The 16,704-nt window shown below is 35.4% G+C and carries 14 protein-coding genes; 6 read left to right on the top strand and 8 right to left on the bottom strand.

Annotated features, from left to right (window positions below; all coding sequences use genetic code 11):
• The first annotated feature begins 284 nt into the window (after nt 1-284).
• Complete coding sequence (locus A5821_RS17275) at nt 285-1,034, top strand: hypothetical protein (RefSeq protein ID WP_086312182.1); 750 nt, start codon at nt 285-287, stop codon at nt 1,032-1,034.
• Nucleotides 1,035-1,091: 57 nt separating this feature from the next.
• Here the strand turns inward: A5821_RS17275 and A5821_RS17270 are convergent, their stop codons facing one another.
• Nucleotides 1,092-1,607, bottom strand: a complete 516-nt coding sequence (locus A5821_RS17270) for a hypothetical protein (RefSeq protein WP_086312181.1) — start codon at nt 1,605-1,607, stop codon at nt 1,092-1,094.
• Nucleotides 1,608-1,914: 307 nt separating this feature from the next.
• Here A5821_RS17270 and clpP point away from each other — a divergent pair, with 307 nt between their 5' ends.
• Nucleotides 1,915-2,511 (top strand): ATP-dependent Clp endopeptidase proteolytic subunit ClpP, encoded by a 597-nt coding sequence (gene clpP, locus A5821_RS17265; RefSeq protein ID WP_010760682.1) that lies wholly within the window; start codon nt 1,915-1,917, stop codon nt 2,509-2,511.
• A gap of 103 nt (nt 2,512-2,614) precedes the next feature.
• A complete protein-coding gene (locus A5821_RS17260; protein ID WP_086312180.1) occupies nt 2,615-3,136 on the top strand; it encodes a DsbA family protein in 522 nt (173 codons plus the stop codon).
• Between the two features lie 14 nt (nt 3,137-3,150).
• Here A5821_RS17260 and A5821_RS17255 read toward each other — a convergent pair whose 3' ends face one another.
• From A5821_RS17255 to uvrB, 7 genes are all read right to left on the bottom strand, one after another.
• Entirely contained in the window at nt 3,151-3,351 is a 201-nt protein-coding gene (locus A5821_RS17255; RefSeq protein WP_086312179.1) for a hypothetical protein, read from the bottom strand.
• A 47-nt stretch (nt 3,352-3,398) separates the two neighbouring features.
• Complete coding sequence (gene whiA, locus A5821_RS17250; RefSeq protein ID WP_086312178.1) at nt 3,399-4,334, bottom strand: DNA-binding protein WhiA; 936 nt, start codon at nt 4,332-4,334, stop codon at nt 3,399-3,401.
• A 31-nt stretch (nt 4,335-4,365) separates the two neighbouring features.
• Nucleotides 4,366-5,364: a gluconeogenesis factor YvcK family protein gene (locus A5821_RS17245; protein WP_170922914.1), complete on the bottom strand. Its 999-nt coding sequence runs from the start codon at nt 5,362-5,364 to the stop codon at nt 4,366-4,368.
• Entirely contained in the window at nt 5,361-6,245 is an 885-nt protein-coding gene (gene rapZ, locus A5821_RS17240) for an RNase adapter RapZ (RefSeq protein ID WP_086312177.1), read from the bottom strand. Before rapZ ends, A5821_RS17245 begins: the two co-directional genes overlap by 4 nt.
• 373 nt (nt 6,246-6,618) lie before the next feature.
• The gene (locus tag A5821_RS17235) at nt 6,619-6,825 is read right to left on the bottom strand and encodes a hypothetical protein (protein WP_086312176.1); all 207 of its coding nucleotides are present in this window, start codon (nt 6,823-6,825) and stop codon (nt 6,619-6,621) included.
• Nucleotides 6,826-7,267: 442 nt separating this feature from the next.
• Entirely contained in the window at nt 7,268-10,084 is a 2,817-nt protein-coding gene (gene uvrA, locus A5821_RS17230; RefSeq protein WP_086312175.1) for an excinuclease ABC subunit UvrA, read from the bottom strand.
• Nucleotides 10,085-10,122: 38 nt separating this feature from the next.
• A complete protein-coding gene (uvrB, locus tag A5821_RS17225) occupies nt 10,123-12,117 on the bottom strand; it encodes an excinuclease ABC subunit UvrB (RefSeq protein WP_086312174.1) in 1,995 nt (664 codons plus the stop codon).
• A gap of 428 nt (nt 12,118-12,545) precedes the next feature.
• Here uvrB and A5821_RS17220 point away from each other — a divergent pair, with 428 nt between their 5' ends.
• From A5821_RS17220 to A5821_RS17210, 3 genes are all read left to right on the top strand, one after another.
• On the top strand, nt 12,546-14,705 hold the full coding sequence (locus tag A5821_RS17220; RefSeq protein WP_086312173.1) for an amino acid ABC transporter substrate-binding protein/permease: 2,160 nt from the start codon (nt 12,546-12,548) through the stop codon (nt 14,703-14,705).
• Nucleotide 14,706: 1 nt separating this feature from the next.
• Complete coding sequence (locus A5821_RS17215) at nt 14,707-15,444, top strand: amino acid ABC transporter ATP-binding protein (RefSeq protein ID WP_010773153.1); 738 nt, start codon at nt 14,707-14,709, stop codon at nt 15,442-15,444.
• Between the two features lie 141 nt (nt 15,445-15,585).
• Nucleotides 15,586-16,689: an SLC13 family permease gene (locus A5821_RS17210; protein ID WP_086312172.1), complete on the top strand. Its 1,104-nt coding sequence runs from the start codon at nt 15,586-15,588 to the stop codon at nt 16,687-16,689.
• Nucleotides 16,690-16,704: the final 15 nt, after the last annotated feature.

Below are 16,704 nucleotides of genomic sequence, written 5' to 3'. Positions count from 1 at the left end.
TCATGGCAATGGTCTCCTCTTTTAAAAAAATCTATAAAGATTAAAATAGCATGTGATAAATAAAAGCTTTTGTTAACTATATACCTAATAAATGAGAATGTCAATAAAATTTGATAAAAAGATTCAGAAAATTCTAAAAACATCAGCATATCCTTTCTTACTTATTGTTTGATAATACTAAAAAAAAAAACCTATATTGTTTGCCTCGATTATCTATGCTAAAGTATATGAGTTGAAAACGATTTTATTTTTAAACTTAATTAGAAAAGGAAGATGAGTTACGAATGAAAAAAGCAACAGCAATCATTATTTGCATGACGGGGATTTTGTTATTAGGGGGATGTACTAATTCAAAAACAAACAAAGAAACTAAAGCAAATCCAGAAGAAACACAAGCTCTTTTTGAAAAAGCAGATACAACTTTATCTAGTTTAGAAAAAGAGATAGATGCTAGCTATACAGATAACACAAAGGAAGCAATAAAAAAAGATATCACTCTAGCCAAAGTCAGCGAGTTTGAACAAGAGCTTAAAGATTTACCTAAAGATGATTTTACTTCTATTGAAGAAAAAGAAAAGGTTACAGCTTATACGACTCGTAAAAAAGAAGTAACGGAAGAACTTCCTGCATTGAGAGAAAAAATTACAAACCTATCCGCAAAAGACATTATTACTCGTTTTCAATCAGAGGGATTGACTGTTCACTACGTACAAGAAATGAAAAAACCGCAAGATTTTGGTGCTGCACCAACATATGCTAAATCTGCTTATATTTTTGGTGTAGAAGAAGATCCTTTCTACGCTGATAGTGAAGACTTAATGGATAAATACAAAAATGCTCGAGTGATGACATTTGAAAAAATCGACGATCTGAACAAAACCAAAAGCTATTATGATGAATTGGGGCAGCAATCAGGGATACTCTACTCCCATACATTTGGAAATGATGCACGCTTTTTCCTAATTCAAATGAATGGAGATATTCCGCAAGAAACATTTGACTTGTATAAGAATAGTTTAGCTGAATGGAAATAGTGGCAACATCATAAAAGAAAAACTGCTGACACCTTTTTATGGGTATCAGCAGTTTTTTTAGTTTCTTTGGAAATAATATAAAGGTTTATGTGTCAAACGCTTCATTTGTCTTTTTTTATCTTCAATAATCGAAAGTAGCTCTTCTGAGAAGCTTTCTAAAATAACTCGGCCGCCCTTATAAGTGCTTCCTCCCATTGAGATCACTTCATCAGGTGTTAAGATTACTTTTCGATGAGCAATTTTCTTAAAAAATTCTTCGATCAAATAAGTTGGCAAATAAAAATTATTTTGAGCCGAAAAAGATTCCAAATAAATGAAATCATCAATACTGATATAACAATCATCCATTGACATAAAATTCACAGATTTGTCTACATAAATGTCTCTTTTTTGTAGGATTTCATTAATCTTTTTGTTCAAAAGATTCAGTGTTTCTATTTCTTTGACAAAATTTTCTAGTTCTCGATAACGTACCGCTTTGCGTTCGTCGTATGTTACACGTAAAGCGACACCAACCGATACAATAACTGCGCCAATCAAAACGCCAGTTATTCCTGCAATAAAAACAACCATTCGGATTCCCTCACTCTTTTCATTCTTATTTTTTTAGTATAACATACTCTTTCACAAGCGTAAAAAAATAAGATGGAAATACAAAGGATTAAAAATAAATTTAATAGTAAGTCGTGATTCTTCTCAATACAGTATTTCTACTTATTTTTTATAGTAAAATAAAAATAGCTAGCGTGTTAGATTCTACTATTTTGTCAAAGCTTTAAAGTTGACCTTTATTGACCAATAAAGTATACTTTTTTTAAGCATTAAGGTATGCTTTGTGATAAAATGATTTGAAGAGTTTTTTATATAGGAGGAATATACTATGAATTTAATACCAACAGTCATTGAACAATCATCTCGTGGAGAAAGAGCATATGATATTTATTCACGATTATTAAAAGATAGAATCATCATGTTAAGTGGCCCAATCGATGATAATGTAGCAAACTCAGTTATTGCCCAATTACTATTTTTAGATGCCCAAGACTCTGAAAAAGATATCTACATTTACATCAATTCACCTGGGGGCAGTGTTTCTGCTGGATTGGCAATTTTCGATACAATGAATTTTGTTAAAGCAGATGTACAAACAATTGTTTTAGGAATGGCAGCATCTATGGGAAGTTTCCTATTAACTGCTGGTACAAAAGGCAAGCGTTTTGCCTTACCAAATGCTGAAATCATGATCCATCAACCACTAGGCGGCGCCCAAGGTCAAGCAACAGAGATCGAAATCGCAGCGAAACATATTCTTGATACACGCGATCGCTTAAATAAAATCTTAGCAGAACGTACTGGTCAACCACTTGAAGTCATTGAACGCGATACAGATCGTGATAACTTTATGACTGCTCAACAAGCAAAAGAATACGGTCTGATCGATGAAGTTATGGAAAATAGCAGTTCTTTAAGCAAATAATCACCTGCCCAAATTTTCTTTTGAAAATTTTGGGCATTTTTATTTAAACTAGGAACGAAAAGCGATACACTTAGATTAGAAGAAATGAAAGGATGATATTACAATGGATATTTCAGTTATTGATGCAACAAAAGTAACAACAAAAAATGGTTTGGCAATTGGACAAGACTCAGCACCAATAAAAATGGTGGAATTTATGAATGTTCGCTGTCCTTATTGTAAAAAATGGTTTGAAGAATCGTTTGATTTACTAAATGAGTATGTTAAAGCTGGCAAAGTTCAACGAATCATCAAACTATTTGATAAAGAGAAAGAAAGTTTGCAACGCGGCAATGTAATGCACCATCACATCAACTATGATTTACCTGAAAAAGGATTGACTGATTTAAAACAAATGTATGATACACAAGATCAGTGGGGAAATCTTTCTCTAGAAGATGTAGCAGTATTTGCTGAAGACAATTTGCAATTGTCTAAAAAAGAAGAACCAACCATTATCCAAGCAGTTATTGCAGAAGCAGAAGCCGCAAATATTAAATTTGTACCGACAATCGTGATTGGTGAGCATATCTTTGATGAATCAGTAACAAAAGAAGAATTGATCAGCTATTTAGAAGGCAAATAAAAAATAAGGCAAAGCTAATTAAGCTTTGTCTTATTTTTTTTAGCTACATCAGCTAATTTCTGTTTCTTTTCGAATGAAGAATCTTCAACTTCTTTTTCAGCATCCTCACCAAAACTCAAAATTTTGTCCACGTCTTCTTTTCCAAGAAACGTTCCTAAACCTTCTCCAAGTTGCTTGATCTGCCTCATAATAAAATCTTTATCTTCTACGCCCATTCTCTTCACCCAACTCTCTGCTCATTCATCCAGCAATCCATAAGAAGTTACGCACTTTTCTCTCTTAATTTATCAGCAAATTCATTGATTTTGCGAATACGGTGATTGATTCCTGATTTTGAAATCGCACCTGATGGAATCATCTCGCCTAATTCTTTCAAACTTACTTCCGGGTACTCTAAACGTAATTCTGCAATTTCCTGCAGTTTACCTGGCAATGCTGCCAAGCCTACAACACTTTCAATATACTGAATATTTTCAATTTGTTTTGATGCTGCATCAATCGTTTTATTAAGATTCGCTGTTTCACAATTGACTAAACGATTTACTGAATTCCGCATATCACGAACGATGCGGACATCTTCAAATTTTAGCATTGAGTTTGTCGCGCCGATCAATGTTAAAAAATCAGCAATCCGTTCAGCTCCTTTTAAATAGGAGATGTAGCCATTTCGCCGTTCCAACGTTCGTGCATTTAAATCGTAATAGTTCAACATCTGACAAATATCATCGTTATGTTCTTCATAAATAGAAAATATTTCCAAGTGATATCGACTTGTTTCCGGATTATTAACTGATCCAGATGCCATGAAAGCTCCTCTTAGATAGGATCTCATTTTTTGAGCATTTCCCATAATATCATCTGATACATGTGTATTGAACATCATACCATCTAAAATATCTAAATCAGCTAATACACTTTTTGTATCTTGTTTTAATCGTACGATATAAACATTATTCTTTTTTAATTTCATTTTTTTTCGAACTAATAATTCTGAGCGAACATCATAATGATCTTTTAAAAGAGAATAGATTCGTCTGGCAATCGCTGCATTTTCTGTTTGAACATTTAAAACAAACTGCTGATTCACAATGCTTAATGAACCATTCATCCGAATCAAAGCAGCTAATTCTGCTCTAGCATGTTCCCGATGAACTTCTAAAGTCGTCAGTTCTTTTTTTACATCTGCTGCAAAAGACAACCTACTTTCCTCCTCTCCAATTGTTTAAACCTTAATACCTCGCACCAAAAACAATACGGAATAATTCATCCACCACTTTGTCACCATCATGAAAAACTCCACCATCCCGCAGTTTTAAAAAGTCTGTAGAGATGACACGACAGCCTTCATCCCTTAACTTTTGAAAATCATGTTCTACTTGAACTAAATATTCATCATAGACTTCTGGATCCATGTATCCCTCAGGTACATTTTCAGTATTGACCAAAACAGTGTCAACAAATTTACTTTTAAGATGCTCATGTAATACACAAACATGGTCAGCATCGCTAAAATGTTCTGTTTCTCCTTTTTGGGTCATGATATTACAAATATAGACAACTTCCCCTTCGGCGTTAATGATCGCTTCTCCGATTTCATTGATCACTAAATTAGGTAATATACTCGTAAACATACTTCCAGGACCTAAAACAATCATATCTGCTTCTTCAATTGCTTTCACTACTTTTCTAGCAGCTTTTGGCTGCTCATCATCATTTGTGTTTGTCACAAAGACATGATCGATCGTTTTTCGATCAACAGCAATACTGGATTCACCAACGGCAGTCGAACCATCTTTAAAAACAGCATGCAAGGTCAGTGGTCTTTCTGACGAGGGATAAATATGCCCATCCACATGCATCATCTTTGAAAGTAACTGAATCGCTTCATACGTACTGCCGCGCATTTCTGAAACTGCGGCAATAATCAAATTGCCAATTGCATGATTAGCAAAGTATTTATCTGATTTATCAAAACGATACTGAAAAATATCTTCATACAGTTGAGGCATATCTGATAAAGCGACTAATACATTACGGAGATCCCCAGGCGGCGTCATATTCATCGATTCACGAATCTCACCGCTACTTCCTCCATCATCCGCAACCGTTACGACAGCTGTAATATCCGCACTTTGATTACGTAAGCTTTTTAAAATAACTGGCAGTCCTGTTCCTCCGCCAACAACAACGATTTTAGGTTTTCTAATACGATACGTTTTCATTTTCATGAGCGGTTTACCGTCTCTTTCCGCTTCCCTTTATCCCGATGCGTAATATTAACATGATAGTCTTGTTCTAATTCTTTACTTACTCGTTCTGTCAAAGCAACTGAACGGTGTTGTCCGCCAGTACAACCGATAGCGATTGTAACACTTGATTTGCCCTCTTTTTCATAGCCAGGCATTACATTTTTCAACAAATCAATAAATCGTGTATAGAAGCTTTCTGTTTCTGGGAAACTCATTACGTAATCGTAAACAGACTGATCTTGTCCTGTTAGCGGTCTTAACTCAGGGATGTAGTGCGGGTTCGGTAAAAAACGAACATCCATGACAATATCTGCATCGATCGGTAATCCATACTTAAAACCAAACGAAATAAGTTCAACACGAAATTCATGTGTATCTCGTGATTTAAATTCTTCGTTGATTCTTTCTCGTAATTGTCTAGGCGACAAATCAGTCGTATCGATAACGACTTGAGCATCTCCTCTGATTTCTTCAAGAATCGCCCGTTCTTTTCTAATTCCTTCTGTGATCAAACCATCCATCGCTAAGGGATGAGCACGACGAGTTTCTTTATAACGAGAAACTAACTCTTCATCAGTTGCATCTAAAAACATGATCGTTGTATCAATCAAATTAGTATTTTCCAGTTCAACTAACATATCTTGAATTTCTCTAAAGAAATTACGCGAGCGTAAATCGATCACTAACGCAATTTTAGTGACTTTTCCAGACTCTTTAATCAACTCCCAAAACTTAGGAATCAAACTTGGGGGCATATTATCGATACAAAAATACCCCATATCTTCAAAACTTTGAATGGCGACTGTCTTTCCTGCTCCGCTCATTCCAGTGATTATAACTAATTGTAAATTATCAGCCATTTTACAGCGCTCCTTTGGAAACATTTTACTAATTATAGCATCCCGGGCGTATCAAAGAAAGCTTTTCAACTAATTCTAGTTTTTCTTACAGAGTTTCTTAGGAATTGAAGACGTTGACTAGAAAATGAAAGTAAGACTGAAAATCTATTGTTTACCATCTTTTCGATAATATTAAACGTTCATTTCTTCATAATGAAATACTTTTAAAATAGATATAATTAATATTAACAAAAAATAAGAGAGTAAAGTGAACGTTGCAAGCCACTCTACTCTCTTACGATTATCTGCCAGTTTTTCTGACACTCTATATACTATATGATTGGGAAAATTTAGTTCGTTTGTGTTGGTGAACTTATATTCATAACTTCAAAAACTAAGCATCCTCAATGACATCAAAATAATTTAAATTCAAAATAGGATCATCACAATTTATGACTGGACGATCTGTAGGGTGACATTTGACAACTCTGACTTGCACATCTTCTTCTTTTTTGGAGATGGCCTCTCCTACAAAAAACCAAGAAAATTTCGATCCATGACAAACATAATGTGCGCCAATCTTTACTTCTCTCTTTTCCAAGAAAAAATCATCCTTTCATACTCTTTTGATAACTATAGAATATCATGATTTTCAAAAAAATATCATTCAACATACGTATAGATACTTTCTTTTTTTGACTTTTTTTAGATTAAAGTGATTAAAAAACACTTGTTTTTATTTATTTTATTATTTTTTTCTCATTTTTATTTTATCGATAGTCTATTTTATTTTTTTCCAATAAAATATAACTGATCGAAAACAAAAAAAGACAACTCTCTAATAATGAGAGTTGTGTTTTTCTTTTTTGAACGGATTATTTATAGAAGGAAAGATATATACCAATTCGGTTGAACAATATATCTATCTGACTGTGATTTTACTTCAAGAATCTAAAGAAATCAATACCAATAGACAATTTTTATCCAAACTTCAGATTTTCTTTAAAAACGGTGATAATACTTTCAAAATGGAGTATACCAATTTATAAAACACGCTTCAAATATTTTCCAGTGTAGCTATCTTTAACTTTTGCAATATCTTCTGGAGTTCCTGTTGCAACAATCGTTCCTCCGCCATCTCCACCTTCTGGACCTAAATCAATAACGTGATCCGCTGATTTAATGACATCTAGATTATGTTCAATAACCAGTACAGTGTTCCCTGCTTCAACAAGTCTTTCTAACACGACCAACAGACGAGCAATATCATCCGTGTGCAATCCAGTAGTTGGCTCATCTAAGATGTAGAAATTTTTACCATTTGAATTTTTATGGAGTTCACTTGCTAGTTTCATCCTTTGAGCTTCACCGCCGGATAATGTGGTAGCAGGCTGACCTAAAGTAACATAGCCTAATCCTACATCAACAATCGTTTGCAATTTACGATGTATTTTGGGAATATGTTTAAAGAACGCCACTGCATCCTCAACGGTTAAATCTAAGATATCGGAAATATTTTTTCCTTTATAGTGGACTTCTAATGTTTCAGAGTTGTAGCGTTTCCCATGACAAACTTCACAAGGAACATAAACATCTGGTAAAAAGTGCATTTCGATTTTAATGATTCCATCTCCACGACAAGCTTCACAACGACCGCCTTTGACATTGAAACTAAAGCGACCTTTTTTATACCCACGGACTTTTGCTTCATTGGTTTTTGCAAATAAATCACGAATATCATCAAAAACGCTTGTATAAGTTGCTGGGTTGCTTCGTGGTGTCCGGCCGATCGGACTTTGATCGATATCGATAATTTTTTCGATATGTTTATAGCCGGTAATACTTTTGTGCTTACCAGGTTTATTTGAGTTGCGATTGATTTTCTGTGCCAAAGCTTTTTTCAAAATTTGATTGACTAACGTACTTTTCCCTGATCCAGAAACCCCAGTCACTGCGACAAATTCTCCTAATGGGAATTCTACTGTGACATTTTTCAAATTATTCTCAGCTGCACCTGTTACTTTGATGCTTTTACCATTTCCTTTGCGACGCTCTTTAGGAACAGGGATTACTTTTTTACCAGATAAATACTGCCCGGTTAAAGAATTAGGATTTTTGGCTACTTCATCAGGTGTTCCCGAAGCAACGATCTCTCCACCCAAATGCCCAGCACCTGGTCCAACATCGATCAAGTAATCCGATGCACGCATGGTATCTTCATCATGCTCAACAACGATCAGTGTATTCCCTAGATCCCGCATTTTTTTAAGAGACTCGATCAAACGATCGTTATCTCGTTGGTGCAAGCCAATGGATGGCTCATCTAGAATATATAAAACACCAGATAAATTTGAACCAATCTGTGTGGCTAAACGTATCCTCTGTGCCTCTCCACCAGACAACGTTCCAGCTGCTCGGCTCAGTGTTAAATAATCCAATCCGACATTCTTCAAAAAGTTCAAACGATCTTTCACTTCTTTTAAAATTGGTTTGGCAATCATTTGTTCTTGTTCAGATAATGTCACTGTTTCAAAAAATTGTACTGCATTTTTGATTGCTAATTCACTGACTTGACCGATATTCGTGTTATCGATTTTGACGGATAAAGCTTGCGGATTCAAGCGATATCCCTTACATGTTCTACAAGTTAATTCAGTCATATATAAACGCATTTGATCGCGCGTAAAATCACTATTTGTTTCATGGTAGCGACGCTTGATATTCGTTAAAACACCTTCAAACGGCACTTCTACATCTCGTACTCCGCCAAAATCATTTTCGTAATGAAAATGGAATGGCTCACCATTTGATCCATTTAAAATAATATCTTGATGTTCCTCAGGCAGCTCGTTAAATGGCGTGTCCATATCGATATTAAAACTATCAGCAGCTTGTTCCAACATCTGTGGGTAATATTGAGAACTTATTGGATTCCAAGGTGTGATTGCTCCTTCACGTAATGTTTTAGTCGGATCTGGAATCACTAAGTCACGATCGACTTCTAATTTTATACCTAATCCATCACAATCAGAACATGCTCCAAATGGGGCATTAAACGAAAACAATCTTGGCTCCAATTCGCCTACTGTGAAACCGCAATACGGGCAAGCGTAATGTTCGCTAAACAGCATTTCTTCCCCATCAATCACATCAACCAAAGCATAACCATCGGCTAAACGTAATGCGGCTTCGAATGAATCAAACAAACGAGAGCGGATTCCTTCTTTTACCACGATTCGGTCAATTACGATTGCAATATCATGTTTTTTATTTTTTTCAAGTTCAGGTGCTTCTGTTACGTCATACGTTTCTCCATCGACACGCATCCGAACATAGCCCTCACGCTGAATCATCTCGAAGACTTTTTTGTGCTGCCCTTTTTTCTTAACGATCACTGGCGCTAATACTTGGAGTTTTGTCTTTTCTGGTAGCTCTAACACCTTGTCTACCATTTGTTCAACAGATTGACTGGTAATTTCAGTACCGTCGTTAGGACAAATCGGATGACCGACCCGAGCAAATAATAATCGTAAATAGTCATTGATTTCAGTGACCGTTCCGACAGTCGAACGTGGGTTTTTACTTGTGGTTTTTTGATCGATGGAAATAGCAGGGCTTAATCCATCGATACTGTCCACATCTGGTTTATCCATTTGACCTAAAAATTGTCTTGCATAAGCTGAAAGACTTTCCACATAGCGGCGCTGACCTTCAGCGTATAAAGTATCGAAAGCTAGTGAACTTTTCCCTGAACCAGATAATCCAGTCACTACAACCATTTTGTCACGAGGGATCGTAACATCTATATCTTTTAAATTATGTGCGCGTGCGCCATGAATGACGATTTTATCATTTGCCATTGTTTATCTCCTTTGTTGTAAAATACAGCGAGTATTCTTTAATCTCCAGCTTTTAACTCCAATATCGTATCTCTTAAAGTTGCAGCCGTTTCAAAGTCTAAGGCTTTAGCGGCATCCCGCATTTCTTTTTCTAATTTCATTAATAAATCAGCTTTTTCTTGGCGACTCAATTCATGATAAGACTTATCGATCTTGACTGTTTCGCCTTTCTCATTCGTCTTAGAAATTGAGATCAACTCACGGATTTCTTTAATGATTGTTTTTGGTGTAATACCATGTTCTTCATTATATTTTTCTTGGATGGAGCGACGACGTGCCGTTTCATCCATTGCTTTTTGCATAGAATCAGTAATCTTATCAGCGTACATGATTACTCTACCGTCAGAATTACGAGCTGCACGTCCAATGGTTTGAATCAACGAACGCTCACTTCGCAAGAACCCTTCTTTATCTGCATCCAAAATCGCGATCAAGGATACTTCTGGTACGTCTAACCCTTCACGAAGCAAGTTGATTCCAATCAACACATCAAATTCACCTAAACGTAAATCTCGAATGATTTCTGTTCGTTCTAATGTTTTGATATCACTATGAAGATACTTCACTTTGATTCCTAATTCTTTCAGATAATCTGTTAAATCCTCAGACATTTTCTTGGTCAATGTTGTAATAAAGACGCGCTGATCTTTTTCAACACGCTCATGGATTTCACCGACTAAATCATCGATTTGACCCATGATCGGACGAACTTCGATCAATGGATCTAACAAACCAGTTGGTCGAATAATTTGCGGAATCACGGTATCTGTTTGTTCATGCTCATATGGTCCCGGTGTTGCTGAAACATACACCACTTGATGAACATGCTCTTCAAATTCTTCAAGACGTAATGGTCGATTATCTAAAGCACTCGGCAAACGGAATCCATAGTCAACGAGCATTTGTTTTCTGGCACGGTCACCGTTATACATGCCACGAATTTGAGGCATCGATACATGGGATTCATCGATCACAAGTAGAAAATCATCTGGGAAGAAGTCAATCAGAGTGTAAGGCGGTTCACCTTCTGAACGACCATCCATATGACGAGAATAATTTTCGATACCTGATGTGTAGCCCATTTCTCTCATCATTTCAATATCATAATTCGTTCTTTGTTCTAATCTTTGGGCTTCTAATAATTTATTTTCATTACGCAATACAGTTAGACGAGCATCTAGTTCTTCTTGGATTTGGGAAATCGCATGTTCCATATGATCTTCGTTGGTTACGAAGTGAGTTGCTGGAAAAATCGCGACATGTTCTGTCTCGCCAATTACTTCACCTGTGAGAGCATCCACTTCTCTGATCCGTTCGATTTCATCACCAAAAAACTCAACTCTTAACGCATGATCGTCTCTGGAAGCTGGAAAAATTTCCACCACATCTCCTCGTACACGAAAACGTCCACGTTGAAAGTCGATATCATTTCGTTCAAACTGAATATTTACCAAATCAGTCAATAGCTTACTGCGATCCATCTCCATACCAACACGAATAGACACAACTTGTTCACTATACTCTTTGGGATCTCCTAAACCAAAGATACAGGAAACCGAAGCAATCACGATTACATCATTTCTTTCTAATAAAGAACTTGTTGCTGAATGTCGTAATTTATCGATTTCGTCATTGATACTGGCATCTTTTTCTATATATGTATCACTAGAAGGAACATATGCTTCTGGCTGATAATAATCATAATAACTAACAAAATACTCGACCGCGTTATTCGGGAAGAATTCTTTAAACTCTCCATAAAGCTGTCCAGCTAATGTTTTATTATGAGCAATAACCAATGTTGGCTTGTTGACTTCTTTGATGACATTGGAAATCGTAAATGTTTTACCTGTTCCGGTAGCTCCTAACAGAATTTGTGCCTTTTCGCCGCCTTCAATTCCTTCAACTAACCTTTTGATGGCTTCTGGCTGATCCCCATCCGGCTTATATTTTGAGACTAAGTCAAATGTATTGGAGGTCTCTCTTTCTATCATTTAACATCCTCCTTTTACTTCATTTAGTTTTGGTTTCTATTCAACTAGAATATCAGCAAATGATCTGATACACATCTCCTTAAATAGAAACAAAACGTCTCTTATCGAGTAGATGATACGCACTTTTTTGCTATTTTTAACTAGTGAAATTGAAAAGAAACTCCTGCAATTATTTTAACATACCGAACATATTTTCGCTAGTTATAGAATGCATTGCGTATACGCAATTTTCGCTAATTTACATTTTATTTAATCTTTTGTTTGCATCCTTTTACTTTATCCTTTGCTACTTACACCTAGATATGTAATGTTTTGTGACATCCGATGTAAGAAAATGAGTTTTTTTTAATTATATCACGTTGAATGACTTGTGTTTTTGCCTTTTTTTACTATATAATTATCCAATATGCAAATATAGGAGGTATTTTATGAAAAGGAAACACTTTTTACTTTCATTCATTGTAATGATGGCAAGTCTACTGACATTTACACTTGGGCAGAATGCTCAAGCTGAGGAAAAAACATATAATATAGGAACAGATTTGACTTTTGCCCCTTTTGAATTTCAAGACTCTAAAGGTGAATATGTCGGAATCGATGTGGATTTACTTCATGCAATAGCTAAAGATCAGAACTTCAAAGTAAACCTGAAACCACTTGGTTTTGACAGTGCCATTCAAGCTGTACAGTCAAAACAAGTTGACGGTATGATTGCCGGTATGAGTATTACAGATGAACGTAAGAAATCATTCGACTTTTCAGAACCTTATTTCGACAGCGGCTTACAAATGGCTGTCAAAAAAGGCAATGACAAAATCAAACGTTATGAAGACTTAAAAGGGAAAACGGCCGCAGCTAAAGTAGGAACTGAAAGTGCTACTTTCTTGGAGAAAAATCAAGAAAAATATGGCTATACTGTCAAAAATTTTGATGATGCAACAGGACTTTATCAAGCGCTAGAAAATGGCGAAGCAGATGCAATTTTTGATGACTATCCCGTTTTGGGCTATGCTGTAACAAATGGTCAAAACCTACAATTAGTTGGAAAAAAAGAAACAGGCAGTTCTTACGGTTTTGCTGTTAAAAAAGGACAAAACAAAGAATTGATCGAAAAGTTTAATGCTGGTTTGAAAGAACTGAAAAGTTCAGGTAAGTATGAGGATATTTTAGCTAAATATATTTCTACTGGAACTGAGACAAAAACTGACTCTGACTCTAAAATGAAGAAGATCCAACCCAAAAAAGAGTCTTACGTGATCGCAAGTGATTCGACTTTTGCTCCATTTGAATTCCAAAATTCAAACGGTAAGTATGAGGGAATCGATGTGGATTTAGTTAACCGCATTGCTGAATTACAAGACTTTACTATCGAGTTTAAATTTATCGGTTTTAGTTCTGCTGTTCAAGCAGTTGAATCTGGACAAGCAGACGCTATGATCGCTGGAATGACAATCACAGATGAACGTGAAAAATCATTTGACTTCTCTACTCCTTATTTTAACAGCGGCATTCAAATCGCTGTCAAAAAAGGCAATGATGATATTCACTCATACGAAGATTTAAAAGGCAAAAAAGTTGGTGCTAAAATTGGAACTGAAAGTGCTGATTTTCTTGAAGCTAATAAAAATAAATATGGCTACTCAGTCAAATATTTAGATACAACTGATGCATTGTATAGCGCGCTTGAAATTGGTGAAATCAATGCGATGATGGATGACTATCCAGTAATCGGTTATGGTGTCGCTCAAAAACAACCATTAGCAACACCGATTCCTCGTGAAGAAGGTGGAAAGTACGGTTTCGCAGTTAAAAAAGGCAAAAATCCTGAATTGGTTCAAATGTTCAATGAAGGTTTAGCTGAATTAAAACGTACTGGCGAGTATGACGAAATCATCGGAAAATACGTAAAAGATGGTTCTACTGAAAATAAAGTAGATGAATCAACCTTCACTGGTATGATTCAAAACAACTGGAAACGTCTGTTGAGCGGTTTATGGATGACTATTCAGTTAACACTGATTTCATTTATTTTAGCGTTGATCGTTGGAGTGATCTTTGGATTATTCAGTGCATCTCCTTCTAAAACGTTACGCGTGATCTCCACTATTTATGTTGATATCATTCGTGGTATTCCTTTAATGGTATTAGCCTTCTTCATCTACTTTGGCTTACCAGGGATTTTAGGTTTTAACATTCCTGTTTTTCTTGCAGGGATCATTACTCTAACATTAAATGCAAGTGCTTATATCTCTGAAATTGTCCGTGGTGGGATCAACGCAGTACCCGTTGGACAAATGGAAGCTTCTCGCAGTTTAGGACTTTCTTATAATCGAACCATGCAAAAAATCATTTTACCGCAAGCAATCAAAATCATGATACCTTCTTTCGTCAATCAATTTGTTATTTCTTTAAAAGATACAACGATTCTTTCTGCGATCGGTTTGATCGAACTACTGCAAACAGGTAAAATAATTGTTGCTAGAAACTTACAAAGTACTATGGTATACTTCGTGATCGCAATGATGTACTTGATCTTGATTACAGCCTTGACGAAATTAGCGAAAGTTTTAGAAAAGAAGGTGAATTAATATGGCTGAAAAAATTCTTGTAGAACATTTAGTAAAAAAATACGGCGATAATACCGTACTGAACGACATCAACGTTTCCATTCAAGAAGGCGATGTTGTTTGTGTCATTGGTCCTTCTGGGTCTGGCAAAAGTACTTTTCTTCGCTGTTTGAATCAGCTTGAAGAAGCCACTAGCGGTGATATTATCATCGATGGAGCAAATTTAACGGATAAAAATACGAATATCAACAAAGTGCGTCAGCATATTGGAATGGTTTTCCAACATTTTAATTTGTTTCCTCACTTATCAATCTTAGAAAATATTACTTTGGCACCAACGGATCTAGGCCGTTTGTCAAAGAAAGAAGCAGAAGAAAAAGCAATCAAGCTTTTAGATACTGTTGGTTTGGCCGATAAAAAAGATAGTTACCCAGAATCATTATCGGGCGGACAAAAGCAACGTGTAGCAATCGCTCGTGCCTTAGCAATGAATCCTGATATCATGCTATTCGATGAACCAACATCTGCACTTGATCCTGAAATGGTCGGTGATGTGTTGAATGTCATGAAAAAATTGGCAAAACAAGGAATGACGATGGTTATCGTAACTCACGAAATGGGCTTTGCAAAAGAAGTAGCCAATCGCGTCATGTTTATTGATGGCGGTAATTTCTTAGAAGATGGTACACCACAACAAATCTTTGAAAATCCGCAGAATGAACGGACGAAAGATTTCTTGGATAAAGTGCTTAATATTTAGAAATAAAGAATGGATCACTCTTCATATATGAGTGATCCATTTTTATATTGTTTGAACTTACTTTATACTTGATAATTATTCTTTTTTAAAGTAAATTTGAACAGTCTTCAGACTACAATACCTAAAAAAAGGAGCCTTGTAATGAAACGACTATATACTTTTTTTACCGAGGATTTATTATTTTCTCTGTCTTTTTTGATTGCCATTATTAGTTGTTATTTCGGTAAATTCTCGTTACAGTCAATTGATTTTAAAGTTATTTTTTGTTTACTTGGTTTGATGCTATTCATAAAAAATCTTGAAAAATTTGGTATTCTAACCTATTTTGCTGATAAAATGATTGATTTTTCTTCGACCTCTCGTGACCTAATCAGAAATATTGTCTTTTTATCGTTTTTCAGCTCTATGATCCTAACAAACGATGTTGCGATTCTTACATTGATGCCGATTTATCTCACGATCATCAAGAAGTTTCCAGAAATGGGCGACAAAATTTTTGGTGCCGTCCTGTTGATTGTTGCCGCAAATTTAGGTAGTAGTTTTTTTCCTTTTGGCAACCCACAAAACCTGTTCTTATTTTCTTATTATTCACTTTCAACTGTGACATTTTTTAAATGGTCCATCTTACTACTCATTTCTTCAATTATATTTTTATTGATTTCATTTCTATTCATAAAAAAAAGAGTACTTCCAAAACATCACACTCTGGTTCCCAAGATTGACAAAAGAAAAATACCATTTTTTAGTTTCATTGGCTGTTTCATTCTTTTAGGGATTTTTAACATACTCCCATATTATGTTGTAATTCCGATTGCCGTGATCATCCTAACCATTTATGATAAAAATGTACTTAGACAAATTGATTATAAACTGTTATGGACCTTTATCTTTTTCTTTATTGCTGTGGGTAATTTTGCTCAGATCGAACTGCTTTCGACTTTCATTAGAGAACAATTCACCACCAATACACAAACATTTTTTGGTAGTATTCTCGTTAGCCAAATCATCAGTAACGTTCCTGCTGCTATTTTGATTGCACCATTTACAGAACAATCTCAGGCACTCTTTTGGGGTGTTAATGTGGGAGGCTTAGGAACGATCATTGCTTCGTTAGCTAATTTGATTGGTTTTAAACTATATAAAGAGTACTATCCTAAACAATCAAAAGTTTTTCTTTGGCAGTTTACTGCCATAAACGTAGTATTTTTACTGTTCTTCATCATGCTTTTTGGCTTTATATTATAAAAAAGCAAGGCATAG

It is taken from the genome of Enterococcus sp. 7F3_DIV0205 (genome assembly GCF_002141365.2).
Taxonomy (GTDB): Bacteria; Bacillota; Bacilli; order Lactobacillales; family Enterococcaceae; genus Enterococcus_L; species Enterococcus_L palustris.
The sequence above is the reverse complement of the archived record's forward strand: the minus strand, read 5'-3'. Positions and strand labels throughout refer to the sequence as shown.

What these genes read in the sequence shown, in the direction of transcription:
- A5821_RS17275 (WP_086312182.1), top strand. Translation starts at nt 285, where the DNA reads ATGAAAAAAGCAACAGCAATCATTATTTGCATGACGGGGATTTTGTTA.
- A5821_RS17270 (WP_086312181.1), bottom strand. Translation starts at nt 1,607, where the DNA reads ATGGTTGTTTTTATTGCAGGAATAACTGGCGTTTTGATTGGCGCAGTT.
- clpP (WP_010760682.1), top strand. Translation starts at nt 1,915, where the DNA reads ATGAATTTAATACCAACAGTCATTGAACAATCATCTCGTGGAGAAAGA.
- A5821_RS17260 (WP_086312180.1), top strand. Translation starts at nt 2,615, where the DNA reads ATGGATATTTCAGTTATTGATGCAACAAAAGTAACAACAAAAAATGGT.
- A5821_RS17255 (WP_086312179.1), bottom strand. Translation starts at nt 3,351, where the DNA reads ATGGGCGTAGAAGATAAAGATTTTATTATGAGGCAGATCAAGCAACTT.
- A5821_RS17245 (WP_170922914.1), bottom strand. Translation starts at nt 5,364, where the DNA reads ATGAAAATGAAAACGTATCGTATTAGAAAACCTAAAATCGTTGTTGTT.
- rapZ (WP_086312177.1), bottom strand. Translation starts at nt 6,245, where the DNA reads ATGGCTGATAATTTACAATTAGTTATAATCACTGGAATGAGCGGAGCA.
- uvrA (WP_086312175.1), bottom strand. Translation starts at nt 10,084, where the DNA reads ATGGCAAATGATAAAATCGTCATTCATGGCGCACGCGCACATAATTTA.
- uvrB (WP_086312174.1), bottom strand. Translation starts at nt 12,117, where the DNA reads ATGATAGAAAGAGAGACCTCCAATACATTTGACTTAGTCTCAAAATAT.
- A5821_RS17220 (WP_086312173.1), top strand. Translation starts at nt 12,546, where the DNA reads ATGAAAAGGAAACACTTTTTACTTTCATTCATTGTAATGATGGCAAGT.
- A5821_RS17215 (WP_010773153.1), top strand. Translation starts at nt 14,707, where the DNA reads ATGGCTGAAAAAATTCTTGTAGAACATTTAGTAAAAAAATACGGCGAT.
- A5821_RS17210 (WP_086312172.1), top strand. Translation starts at nt 15,586, where the DNA reads ATGAAACGACTATATACTTTTTTTACCGAGGATTTATTATTTTCTCTG.